Origin of the sequence: Vibrio genomosp. F6 (assembly GCF_005146325.1) — a bacterium.
In the GTDB taxonomy this organism is placed as follows: Bacteria; Pseudomonadota; Gammaproteobacteria; order Enterobacterales; family Vibrionaceae; genus Vibrio; species Vibrio cortegadensis.
In genome coordinates this window covers 38,474-50,522 of record NZ_SYUT01000019.1, presented here as the reverse complement: position 1 = coordinate 50,522, position 12,049 = coordinate 38,474, and the positions used below count along the sequence as shown (strand labels likewise).

The window sequence follows — 12,049 nt, the reverse complement described above, 5'->3', positions numbered from 1 at the left end:
TTCTGAAATTAGTGGGTTTTTGTTTCAGCTAGTGAAGACACTAAGGCTTGAGCAAATTTTTCAGCAATTGCAACACGTTGTGAAGCAGCAACGTTCTGATTTAAGACATTGGTTGCGATATTTCCCGCAATCATCAGTGAAAGCTCAGGAGTAGCACTGTGTTTCTCAAGTACTGCAGCTACTTCTGCTAGGATAGTTTCAACTTGTTGATCGCTGTATTTAGATGTAATCGGCATAAAGACTCTAATAATGATAGTAAAAGCGGCTTATAATAACCTACTATTCACTACAACTGAAACCTGAACGATAATATTTTCTATGAGCCTTAATCTATCCAATGTTATTTTACACCAACTTCGCAAAAACGATCAGGAAGAACTGGTCGTTAACTACCGTGCAGAATCCTTAGCGAATGATTCATCAACAGAAAGTTTAGTTGCTGAACTGCATCGTGTATTCAACTCCAAAGCAGGCAAGGGTTTTGGTTCTTTTAAAGAGGACAGTGATTTTCAGCAATGGTTGCAAGAGCTTCGTAAAAATGAGCGTAGCTTCTACGATTTTTCTCAGGCCAGTGCTTTACGTCTCAAAGATGAGCTGTCTAAATACCCATTTGCAGATGAAGGTACCCTCGTTTTAGCGGAGTACCAATCACTTTCTACAGACTACCTTTTTATTGCGTTATTACCTTCGAATGAGAGCCTAAAAGTCACCGAAGGCCTTGATATCAGCGCAACTGATTATCTTGATATTTCGAAAATGGACATCGCGGCTCGTATTGATCTCTCTAGCTATGAAACTGATAAAGATTCCAATCGTTACTTGGCCTATATCAAAGGCCGTGTTGGTCGCAAAGTCGCTGATTTCTTCTTAGATTTCTTACAAGCTGAAGTTGGGCTTGATACTAAACAGCAGAATCAGGTCTTGATGCAAGCTGTTGAAGATTTTGTTTCAGATTCTAAACTAGAGAAAGAAGAAGCAGTAAGCTATAAAAAGCAGGTTTATGATTACTGTAATGAGCAGCTTAAATCGGGTGATGAAGTTGAAGTGAGCGAATTGTCCGGAGAGTTGCCAGCAAGCACCGATGGAACCAGTTTCTTAGATTACACTCAAGAGCAAGGGTATGAACTCGAAGAGAGTTTCCCTGCAGATCGTTCTACCATTCGCAAGCTAACGAAATTTGTGGGTGCTGGTGGCGGGCTAAATGTGAGCTTTGATAGCTTACTTTTAGGAGAGCGTGTTTTCTACGATCCAGAAACGGATACATTAACCATTAAAGGAACCCCTCCAAACTTGAGAGATCAATTAACTCGAAATAAATAAAGGGGTAAGATGAAAGGTGAGTTTTGAAAATGCTCACCTTTCTTATATGCTTGTTATTCAAGCATTAAAATATGGACATGATTTATGCAACGGCAGATGGGATATAGTCTTCAATTTAAAATTATTCTAGTTACTCTTGTTTTGTGGGGGATTAGCTCGGTATTTCTTGTGTTACAGAGCCGTACTGCCCATCAAAATTTGGTTGCAGTTGAAGAGTTGGGGAACCGAGTCAATGATCTTCGTAGTACATTATACTTCCCAGAACCGTTTCGAGCCGTACAGGTTGATGACATAGCCCTTGATGTTCAGCTCATTTACTCATTACGTCTGCAAGTTGAATCGAATTTCAAATCTAAACCATTTCTGCCTGATGTGAACCAACTGCTGTATGTTACCGATCGCTTTTTAGAAGATGTTCGAGATTTTCTGTCAGTTGAAATAAAAGTTAAAAATTTGGCACAAGATATCAATGAATCAAGAGCGCATAGCGATAATTCGGAGCAAGTGGTAAACCTATATAACGAAATTTCGGCATACACTTTCCAAGCGTTGTATGCGGAAAGTCAATCGAATTCAGAAATATACCGAGCATTTGATCGTATTTTGATTGCTTCACAAGCTTTAGATCAGGATGAGCGTAAGCAACTACAGGTACAATTATCAAGTGCATCGGTGCTATTAAGTGAGTACGCGCAGGTAAATTATTACGTAGAGAAATTAATTAAACATTCAGTTCACGATCAGCTTTCTGCTTTTGAAGATGAACTTCATGACATGCAAGGCATGTATATGATGTTGGCAATAGTGTTAAGTTTTATTGCTCTTTCAATGCTTACATTTATCCGATTTTTTGTCCAAACATCGAGTGAAAGTGCAAGCGCTGTCCAAAATGGAGAGCATGAGTTGATTGAAGGTGGTGATGGTGAGCCTTTGAATGATGCAGAAGTTATGGCATTCTCTGAGGAGAGGGCAACGGAGGCTGTTCGAAATACTCACGATATTGATGAACCAGCATGCCATCAGCCACAGAGTACCGATGTTCTCGATAGTGATGTACTGGGTGATTCTGATCAAGATCGTATCGAGAAACAAAAAGCGATAGATGCACAAAATGCTTCAGCAGTCATTGATATAGAAGCAATGCTTGCAACCATGAATGGTGATGACGAGTCTGTCGCAATGTTATTAGAGGTGTTTGTTCAAGATCACACTAATGATGCCATTTCACTAAGGGAGTTGCTTGATACCGACCTAGAAGCTGCGCAACGTAAAGCACATAGTTTGAAAGGGGTGGCGGGGAGTTTGGGTGCTATGCCTTTAAGAGAAATTGCGACTGAAATTGAGATAGCCCTAAAACAGTCAGAACCCGTCAGTGAGGCTCAGCTGAGTACTTTATCTAAAGCTCTCGCTGATGCCATATCAGCAACGAAAGAATATTTACAGTTAGATTGAGATTAGAGTTTAGAGATGAAATCAGTAATCAATACGATATATGAAGATAAATTAGTCGAATTAAAAAATAAGATCAGCGATCAACAACTTGCTGTAAAACTAACAATTGTCACCGTTGGGGATGATCCGGCAAGTAAAGTCTATGTAAATAATAAAATTCGATTGTTCTCCGAGCTCAATCTAGAGTGCAATCACATCACATTACCGCAAGTTGGAACAAGTCAGTCAGATCTTGATGGTTTAGCTGCATCGGCGACACATCCTATTTTATTTCAGCTTCCGCTACCAAATGGGCTTGTTGCACCCGATCTTCCAGCCGTTGTGGATGTTGATGGGTTTGGCTCTGAAGCGTTAGGTTTGTTGGTTTTAGGGCAGAGTGCGGTTTTGCCATGCACCGTCCAAGCGACAATCGATATTATTGCAGCTCATTGCGGTGAATATAATTTTTCAGGTTTAAAAGTTGCGGTCGTCGGGCGCAGTAACATTGTTGGTAAGCCGTTGGTTATCGAATTGATTAATCGCCAAAGTACCGTAGCAAGTTTCAACAGTCGCTCTGATCTTAATGTGGTTGATTGGAACAAGTACGATGTCATTGTAGTGGCGACGGGGGCTCACGGTATTTTAGATAACTCTCAGTTTATTGAAGGCCAGCTTATTATTGATGTTGGTATTAATCGCGTGGATGGAAAGTTAGTAGGTGATATTAAACACCACGATGGCATTCTATCTTCTGCGGCTATTACGCCAGTACCAGGAGGCGTTGGTCGGTTAACGTGTTTACATGTATTGGGTAATGCGATTAAACTTGCTGAGATTTACGGTAAAGATTAATTTTAGTAAATATTCAATGTCATTACTACGGCTTGAATTTTATTATTAAAAATAATTCTAGCTATTGGGTTCAATAGTGAACCTAATAGCTAGATGTGTTATTTATTTAAACCTGATCAATCTTAATATTAAAGCATCATAACTTGAGCGGTTAATAAAATAGTACCAAAGGCAAGTAAGAACAGAACAATGGGGAATACAAATTTGACCCATTTATTAAATGGGATTCCCAGCATTTGGAGTGTTACAAGAACTAGACCTGTTGGCGCTAAGAATAGCATCGCATATTGACCCCAGTTATAGGCAGAGACCACAATATCTCTTGGAATTCCCACCGTGTCAGCGAGTGGAGCCATAATTGGCATCGATAATACCGCTAGCCCCGATGAAGAAGGGACAACCAAACCTAGGAAGAAAAAGACAAACATTTGAGATACAGCAAAAATACTTCCATGCATACCAGAAACCAAATCGGAAGCATAAGCTAAAATAGTGTCAGATATCATTCCTTGTTCAAGGACAATATTCACTCCACGCGCCATACCAATAATGAGAGATACTGCTACCAACTCAGATGCACCTTGAGTAAACGCTTCTACCGCCTCTTTCTCACCAAGCCCCGAAATGAAAATAATGATGATCGCAATCGTTAAGAAAGATGCCGCCATTTGAGGGAACCACCAACCAGCCATTGATACACCCCAAACCATCATAGGAAAGGCGATAGCAAAGAGCGTGAGAATGATCTTTCTACGAAGAGTAAACGGTGTTTTTTGCTCCATATTACTGTCTTTCAAAAATCGTTGTTTAAACGATTCTCTATCAGAGTAAGTATATGAAAACGAAGGATCGGCTTTGATTTTTTTACAGTACCAGTACAGATAGCCAATCACGGTTGCAGTGCCGACAACCAAGCCAAATGCTCTTACTCCTAAGCCTTCTGTAAAGGAGATACCCGCAGCGTTAGATGCAATGACGACTGAAAACGGGTTAATGGTAGAGAATGCAGTACCAATAGAGGCCGCTAAAAATATGGCACCAACACACACAATCGAATCAAAACCGAGGGCAAGGAAAATTGGAACAAGAATAGGGTAGAAGGCGACCGCTTCTTCCTCTAGACCACATGTTGTGCCTCCTAAAGCCATCACGACACACACAAGTGCAACAAATAAAAACTCGCGACCTTTTGTTTTCTCTGAGAGGCTTATTAGGCCAGCGTTAAACGCACCTGTTTTATTGATAACGCCGATCATTCCCCCAAGAATCAAAATAAATACGATAATATCGGCACCCTCAATTGTGCCTTCCACCATGCTGACAGCAATATCTCCTAAACCTTTGGGGACATTTTCTAATTGTAAGTAAGTATCGGGTATCGCGATGGGTTTACGAATCGTCCCACTAGTAAATTGCTCAATATCAATATTGACATTTAATTCTTTTAATTCGCTTTGAGTCGCTGTTACGGTCGTTACATTGCCCATTGGGCTGGTAATATCTAATGTATTATCGCTAGCGTTATATGACAGTTTTGAATACGAGCCTGCGGGAATAACCCATGTAAGCCCGATCGCAATGATCATAATGATAAAAAGAATGGTAAAAGCAGTAGGAAACTGAATAGATCTATTTGATTCTTTTGCAATCTGCATAATATATCCTCTAGATTATATTTGGCGGATAGACACTAGCCAAGTGATCGTAAAATAATCGTTTACAAGAATTATTTTTGCAGTATAAGTCTCAAAGTATGAGTTAAGTTTGATATTTTATCATTGATTTTTAAATCTGATATATTACTTTTAATGCGTTCGCAATTATTGAATTGGTAAACAAAAATTGCAGATATAATATTAACGTGAATAAAATGGGAATATTATTCGCATAGTTAGATGAAAGTGAAATAAATATAATCATGATGTTTTTGAGATTATCATCACATACCCGATTTATGAACCGCAGTAGTCTTTCTTTTTGGATTAATGGCTGATGTTTACAATATGGATAACTTGGTTTCGACTCTTTCTGATTTCAACGCGACTGAATTTCGTCGACAGCTTCATCAATACCCAGAACTCTCACTCAATGAAGTCAATACCGCGACATTGATCGCAGTACAATTGCGCGAATTTGGGCTGTTCCCTGTCACTCAAATCGGAGGGAATGGGGTGATCTGTACCATCGAAAGTGGCGTTGCGGGTGACACTACGTTATTGAGAGCCGATTTCGATGCACTGCCTATTTCCGAGAAAAGTAGCATCGCACATTGCTCTCGACATGAAGGCGTGATGCATGCTTGTGGACACGATGGGCACACCGCAAGTCTGATGCTGGTTGCCAAACATCTCGCCATCACACCTCCTCAGTTCGGGAAAGTCGTTCTACTATTTCAACCTGCGGAAGAGATCGGTACGGGTGCTGCTAGCATGCTGAACGATAATAGAATAGCAACGTTAAATGTTGACCATGTGTTTGCTTATCATAACCTCCCTGGTTATCCATTAAATACAATCATCGTGAAACCAAACGCATTTGCTTGTGCATCAACGGGCGTCATTATTGAATTGGAAGGAAAAACTTCTCATGCTGCAAGACCAGAGAATGGCATTAACCCAACCTCTGCGATGGTTCAGTTAATTCAGTATTTGCAAAACTTGCCACAGAAGTACTCAGAAGCGTTTACGTTAGTTACGGTGGTTCATGCTTCTCTGGGTGAAGAGGCGTTCGGTACGGCTCCGGGCAAAGCGACAGTGATGGCAACGCTGAGAAGTGATGATGGGCCTCTATTTGAGAAAATGAAATCTGATCTTCTGGAAACCGTATCTGAAATAGCGGTTCGGGATAATCTTACCTGTCATGTCGAGTGGCAAGAGTCATTCAATGCCGTGGTGAACTCTCCAAAACATTGTGACATCGTGTGCCAGCAAGCAGAAAAAATTGGTTTACCGCTGGTGGAGTTAGATGAGCCAATGCGTTGGTCGGAAGATGTCTCTGAGTTTTTGGCTAAGTGGCCGGGCGCTCTGCTCTGTATTGGGAGTGGGGCAGAGCATCCACAACTGCATAATCCAGACTATGATTTTCCTGATCAATTGATTGAGACTGCAAGCGCCATGTTTACTGGAATCATCCATCAGTTGCATCATCGCTAACGATTAGTGCCTCATAACAGCATTAACTGATACAAAAAAGGAGACATTTACGTCTCCTTTTTTTCAGCGTGATGCAATGTATCTACAAATTAAGCAGGTTGTTTCTCAGTATTAACTTCAAGCTCTTTTGAAGTGTGTTCTGCTGTCGGTTCGCATTTATCAACAAACCAGCCCATGTAAGACGTTACAATCGTTACGATGATACAAACAAAGCTCAACCACATAAATGGTGCATAAGACAGAGTGGCAACACCTAGAATGCTCGCCATGTAAATGCCGTTATCACTCCAAGGAACCATGCCTGATGTTAGCGTGCCACCAAACTCCGCGTTACGAGAAAGATTCTTTCTTTTGTAGCCTAGGCGGTCATAGTTTTTCGCACAAATCTTAGGTGTCAGGATTAGCGATACATACATTGCAGAGCCAAAAATATTACCCATGAATGCTGTTGCAATAGTGCTAGTTGCTAGTGAGCCAGCACTTTGAACGCGGCGTTCAAATAGTTTGGCGATAGTTTCTAGTAGGCCAACTTTATCTAGCAAGCCACCAAAACCTAGACCAAAGACAATTACAGCCACCGATCCTAGCATTGATGACATGCCGCCACGGTTAAGGATTGAATCGATGAAATCAACACCTGACGAGATAGAGAACGGAGCCCAAGCTGTATTGAACGCTGTTAGGAAATCGATATCTTGGATCATAACCGCCCAGATAATACCGAGTAAAGAGCCGAAACTAATCACAGGGAAAGACGGCATTCTCATTGCTAGTAGACCTAGAACAATCAGAACTGGAATAAAAGAGTAAGGAGTAATAAAGAACTGGTTTTCCATTGCCTTAATGACAGAGTCCACTTGGCTCATATCGACATTGCCAGCGTAGTGAAAACCAAATGCAGTAAACATCACGCCAGTAATAATGTAGCTAATTAAGGCAACCGGTAGCATGCCTTTAATATGTTCAACGACTTCAACGTTCGACATTGATGACGCTAAAATTACTGAGTCTGATAGTGGCGACATTTTATCACCAAAGTAACAGCCAGAAAGAACCGCACCCGCAGTAATTGGAGCAGGAACGCCAAGACCTTGGCCGATTCCCATCATCGCAATACCAGCGGTACCAGCAGCACCCCAAGAGGTACCCGTTGCTAACGCTGTTAATGAACAGATAATCATTGTTGCAAGTAGGAAGATAGAAGGGTGAATCGCTTTAAGGCCGTAATAGATAATGGTCGGAACAATACCACCAGAAATCCACGTGCCAACAAGTGCACCAACGGCTAAAAGAATCAAAACCGCACCTAGACCATTTGAAATACCGTTTAACGCCGCTTTTTCAAGGTCTTTATATTGGTGGCCAAGACGTAAACCAAGAGTGATGATAACGAACCAGCCTATATATAGTGCTAGTTGTATAGGGAGGTCGAGTTTTGCAGTGAAGGAAAATGCCAATAATAGGAATAGTCCTAATGATACAAAAACTTGCATCAAACTAGGTAGTCGAGTGTTTACTTGCTTCATATAAGCCTCTTATAAAATTGGGGGCAATAGCATGTTTAGCACATGATTCGGAACGACTCGAACCTTACCCTATTAAGATTAATATATCGAATAAATGCACTTGTGGTGTGATATTAAACTGTGAAAACTACTTTGTTGATTATAAAGTATCGCTTTAAGTTAAATTTGAGCATCAAAGATGTTTTGTGGTGTGGTTTTTATGTGTTACAAATGTTGCAGCTTATTGCAACTGTGTAATGGCAGAATAATTTTGGGTGTCATCATCAACATAACCAAGAAATATCGGCTGTTCAGTTAAGAAGCACTAAAAAGTTTCTATTTTCAGCAAATAGAGCTTGAGGTTTTGTTCTGAAAAACTTATAGATGGTTAAGGTGGTTTTGAATTTATACATGGAGAGTGAATGATGAGAGTAGGTCTAGTTGGTTGGCGCGGTATGGTAGGCTCGGTTTTAATGCAGCGAATGGTAGAGGAAGGAGATTTTGATCTCATTGAACCAGTCTTTTACAGCACGTCTCAGATTGGTATACCTGCCCCTACTTTTAGCAAGCAAACGGAGAGTGAAACCGGTTTGCTGCAAGATGCTTTCGACATAGATAGCCTTAAACAGTTAGATGCGATTATTACCTGTCAAGGTGGCGGCTACACCGAAAAAGTGTACCCTGCGCTTCGCCAAGGTGGCTGGAAAGGCTACTGGATTGATGCAGCGTCTACCCTTCGCATGGACAGCGATTCAATTATTACGCTAGATCCTGTGAACTTGGCTCAAATCCAGCAGGGAATTCATTCTGGCACCAATACATTCGTTGGTGGTAACTGTACCGTAAGCTTGATGCTAATGGCGTTGGGTGGCTTGTATGAGAAAGGCATGGTTGAGTGGATGAGTGCAATGACTTATCAAGCTGCTTCTGGTGCTGGTGCTAAAAATATGCGCGAGCTTATCTCTCAAATGGGTGTCGTTAATGATTGTGTGAGTTCAGAGCTCGCAAATCCAGCAAGCTCAATTTTAGATATTGATAGAAAAGTGGCGGATACCATTCGTTCATCTTCATTCCCTACGGATCAATTTGGTGCCCCACTTGCTGGCTCACTCATTCCATGGATCGATGTGAAGCGTGAGAATGGGCAAAGTAAGGAAGAGTGGAAAGCGGGCGTTGAAGCGAACAAAATTTTAGGACTAGACGGAAAGCCAGTCCCAATTGATGGCACGTGTGTTCGTATTGGTGCGATGCGTTGTCATGCTCAAGCATTAACAATCAAGCTTAAGCAAGATGTACCAATGGATGAGATTGAAGAGATCATCGCAAGCCATAACGATTGGGTGAAAGTGATTCCGAACGAACGAGACATTACCGCGCAAGAGCTGACGCCTGCAAAAGTGACAGGAACCATGTCAGTACCTGTTGGACGTTTACGTAAAATGTCGATGGGAGATGATTTCTTAAATGCCTTCACCGTAGGCGATCAACTTCTATGGGGGGCTGCTGAGCCTTTACGCCGCACACTGAGAATTCTTCTGGCTGAAAAGCAGTAAACAAAATTCTTCTAAGGGCAACGTAGATTTTTCCAGATGAAAAGCACCTAAATTATAGGTGCTTTTTTCGTTAGGTATGGAAACAGTATTAGGTATTAGGTATTAGGTATTAGGTAATGGTATTCGGGGCTTGTGGCTTCACAGGGATGACTCGTTGATCCGGATCTGGTAATTCACTGCCACAAAATTTGCAGTAAAGCGCATCAGATTCATGCCCTGTTTTAGAGCAATTTGGGCATTTAACCAAGTTACGGTGCGCATTCATCTCATGATTTAACTCTGCTGTGATAATGCCTGTAGGAACGGCAAGAATGGAATAGCCGAGTAGCATAGTTAATGAGGCAATCGCTTGGCCGAAAGGGGTTTTAGGGACAAGGTCGCCATATCCAACCGTCGTTATCGTGACAATCGCCCAATAAATGCTTTGAGGAATAGAGGTAAACCCATTGCTAGGACCTTCCACAACAAAAATTATCGAACCTAAGATAATGACTAAAATCCCAACCGTGCTAAAAAAGATGAGAATCTTTCGGCGAGACATCAGTAAAGAACGCAGCAATATATTTGAGTCTTGTAAGTAACGAACCAGTTTAAGAATTCTAAAGATCCGCATCACTCGCAGCATTCGTATTACCCCAATGAAAGAAACCGCAGGGAAGAAGAATGCAAGATAAGTGGGTAATACCGCGACTAAATCGATGACGCCATAGAAACTTCTCATATAAGCGGTAGGTTTTGGCGAGCAATAGAGTCGAAGAAGGTACTCAATAGTGAACAGGGCTGTGAAACCGTACTCTAGGTAAGTGATCGTTGTACCCCACTGTTTTTCGATACTCGGAATGGAATCGAGTACTAAGACAATCAGTGAAGCTACAATTGTAAAGATTAACGCTATATCGAAAAGGCGACCCATGCGAGTGTGGGTGCCAAAAATAATAACGTATAAGTGATGTTTTAAAGAGTGACGAATCATGATGTTGCAACGTTTGTTTACCATTGCAACATCATACATTTTACTGGCAGGTGACGCGAATTACCTAACCAGCAAGACCTGGGAACAGGTTACGTAAACCGTTGGCAATGAACTCAATGCCAAGAGCGCCAAGAATCAAGCCCATAATACGAGTGATAACGTTGATTCCAGTTTGCCCAAGAAAACGGACAATAATTGGAGCTGAGCGAAATAGTAGCCATGTACACAAAGAGAAAGCAACAATCGTAATGCTAATCCCAACTGTATCCATCATTGTAGGGTAACGAGCACCATAAACGATGGTTGAACTGATCGCACCAGGGCCGGCCATCAAAGGCATCGCTAAAGGAACAACACCAATTTGCTCTCTACTATTGTATTCGGACTTTTCTTGTTTGTTTTGTTTATCCTCACCTAGTTTACCGCTCATCATCGAAAACGCGATGCTCATTAACAGCAAACCACCTGCAACTCGAAATGAATCCAGCGAAATACTGAACATGTCGAGAAGAATTTGTCCTGCAAGTAGAGAAATAACAAGTATGACAGCAACGGCAATATTTGCAGTGGCTGCGGTTTTGTTTTTTTCTGCAGGAGACATATAGCTCGTCAGCGATACAAACACCGGCATGATACCAACAGGGTTAACTGCGGCAACAAGGCCAAGGAAAAACTGCAAGAAAACAGCGAATTCAATAGATTGCATAATGGGCGTCTCACTTATCACGAAAATGCAAATAATAGGGGGTATCTTAAGAGGGGATAATGTAAGGCTTAAAGCATAAAAGGACGAATGAAAAAAACTAACCCGTGAGGTACGATTAAACGAAAAAAAACTAATTGCACATCGCTAAGTTTAAACGGGAAGTTACATTGGTAAGAATTATGGGGTAATAAGTTGCAGTGAATTGAGTAATTGTTAATGAGTGCACATTTTTAATAAAAATTATGTCAATTTATGGTGCCTTACAAGCAGATGGATATACTCTCAGTAGCACGAAAATATAGGTCGACATGTACCTTTTTATTCAAAAATGAAACTTTTTTACAGTTTGTTGTAATTTTTTCTATTTTTTGTTTCAAGTGAGGTTTTTTTAAGCACTTGGATTTTTATGTTTATATTCAATGTAATCAGTAGCTTGGGTGGTTTGTTGTGATCTTAATACCACTAAGTGGGTAAATAGTTTTTCAGAACTGATCTGAGTCAATTTTTTTCATACTCTGAAATATTATACTCAGTCCTGAAAGCAATTTACTAAGAAT

General features: G+C 41.0%; 10 protein-coding genes. 5 read left to right on the top strand and 5 right to left on the bottom strand.

Annotated elements, in window-relative coordinates:
* Positions 1-8: 8 nt before the first annotated feature.
* Positions 9-236, bottom strand: coding sequence for a YejL family protein (locus FCV43_RS05930; protein ID WP_017053604.1), 228 nt, complete (start codon positions 234-236; stop codon positions 9-11).
* A gap of 82 nt (positions 237-318) precedes the next feature.
* On the opposite strand from FCV43_RS05930, the gene yejK reads away from it, so the two are divergent.
* The 3 genes from yejK (at position 319) to FCV43_RS05915 (ending at position 3,603) form a co-directional block, all read left to right on the top strand.
* A complete protein-coding gene (gene yejK, locus FCV43_RS05925; protein ID WP_136994286.1) occupies positions 319-1,320 on the top strand; it encodes a nucleoid-associated protein YejK in 1,002 nt (333 codons plus the stop codon).
* A gap of 84 nt (positions 1,321-1,404) precedes the next feature.
* The gene (locus FCV43_RS05920; protein ID WP_136994284.1) at positions 1,405-2,772 is read left to right on the top strand and encodes an Hpt domain-containing protein; all 1,368 of its coding nucleotides are present in this window, start codon (positions 1,405-1,407) and stop codon (positions 2,770-2,772) included.
* A 15-nt stretch (positions 2,773-2,787) separates the two neighbouring features.
* A complete protein-coding gene (locus tag FCV43_RS05915; protein WP_113799934.1) occupies positions 2,788-3,603 on the top strand; it encodes a bifunctional 5,10-methylenetetrahydrofolate dehydrogenase/5,10-methenyltetrahydrofolate cyclohydrolase in 816 nt (271 codons plus the stop codon).
* Positions 3,604-3,731: 128 nt separating this feature from the next.
* Here FCV43_RS05915 and FCV43_RS05910 read toward each other — a convergent pair whose 3' ends face one another.
* Positions 3,732-5,258, bottom strand: coding sequence for a YfcC family protein (locus FCV43_RS05910; protein ID WP_113799936.1), 1,527 nt, complete (start codon positions 5,256-5,258; stop codon positions 3,732-3,734).
* A 330-nt stretch (positions 5,259-5,588) separates the two neighbouring features.
* On the opposite strand from FCV43_RS05910, the gene FCV43_RS05905 reads away from it, so the two are divergent.
* Entirely contained in the window at positions 5,589-6,755 is a 1,167-nt protein-coding gene (locus FCV43_RS05905; protein WP_136994282.1) for an amidohydrolase, read from the top strand.
* A gap of 89 nt (positions 6,756-6,844) precedes the next feature.
* On the opposite strand, the gene nhaC is transcribed toward FCV43_RS05905, so the two are convergent.
* Positions 6,845-8,281, bottom strand: coding sequence for a Na+/H+ antiporter NhaC (gene nhaC / locus FCV43_RS05900; protein ID WP_136994280.1), 1,437 nt, complete (start codon positions 8,279-8,281; stop codon positions 6,845-6,847).
* Positions 8,282-8,685: 404 nt separating this feature from the next.
* On the opposite strand from nhaC, the gene asd reads away from it, so the two are divergent.
* Entirely contained in the window at positions 8,686-9,813 is a 1,128-nt protein-coding gene (asd, locus tag FCV43_RS05895; RefSeq protein WP_136994478.1) for an aspartate-semialdehyde dehydrogenase, read from the top strand.
* Positions 9,814-9,922: 109 nt separating this feature from the next.
* On the opposite strand, the gene FCV43_RS05890 is transcribed toward asd, so the two are convergent.
* Together FCV43_RS05890 and FCV43_RS05885 are read right to left on the bottom strand one after the other, a co-directional pair.
* Positions 9,923-10,786, bottom strand: a complete 864-nt coding sequence (locus FCV43_RS05890) for an ion transporter (RefSeq protein ID WP_136994476.1) — start codon at positions 10,784-10,786, stop codon at positions 9,923-9,925.
* Between the two features lie 64 nt (positions 10,787-10,850).
* On the bottom strand, positions 10,851-11,492 hold the full coding sequence (locus tag FCV43_RS05885) for a YchE family NAAT transporter (RefSeq protein WP_017053613.1): 642 nt from the start codon (positions 11,490-11,492) through the stop codon (positions 10,851-10,853).
* Between the last annotated feature and the right edge of the window lie 557 nt (positions 11,493-12,049).

Coding starts and splice junctions, on each gene's coding strand:
- FCV43_RS05885 (WP_017053613.1), bottom strand. CDS start 11,492: ATGCAATCTATTGAATTCGCTGTTTTCTTGCAGTTTTTCCTTGGCCTT.
- yejK (WP_136994286.1), top strand. CDS start 319: ATGAGCCTTAATCTATCCAATGTTATTTTACACCAACTTCGCAAAAAC.
- FCV43_RS05890 (WP_136994476.1), bottom strand. CDS start 10,786: ATGATTCGTCACTCTTTAAAACATCACTTATACGTTATTATTTTTGGC.
- FCV43_RS05905 (WP_136994282.1), top strand. CDS start 5,589: ATGGCTGATGTTTACAATATGGATAACTTGGTTTCGACTCTTTCTGAT.
- FCV43_RS05930 (WP_017053604.1), bottom strand. CDS start 236: ATGCCGATTACATCTAAATACAGCGATCAACAAGTTGAAACTATCCTA.
- FCV43_RS05920 (WP_136994284.1), top strand. CDS start 1,405: ATGCAACGGCAGATGGGATATAGTCTTCAATTTAAAATTATTCTAGTT.
- FCV43_RS05915 (WP_113799934.1), top strand. CDS start 2,788: ATGAAATCAGTAATCAATACGATATATGAAGATAAATTAGTCGAATTA.
- nhaC (WP_136994280.1), bottom strand. CDS start 8,281: ATGAAGCAAGTAAACACTCGACTACCTAGTTTGATGCAAGTTTTTGTA.
- FCV43_RS05910 (WP_113799936.1), bottom strand. CDS start 5,258: ATGCAGATTGCAAAAGAATCAAATAGATCTATTCAGTTTCCTACTGCT.
- asd (WP_136994478.1), top strand. CDS start 8,686: ATGAGAGTAGGTCTAGTTGGTTGGCGCGGTATGGTAGGCTCGGTTTTA.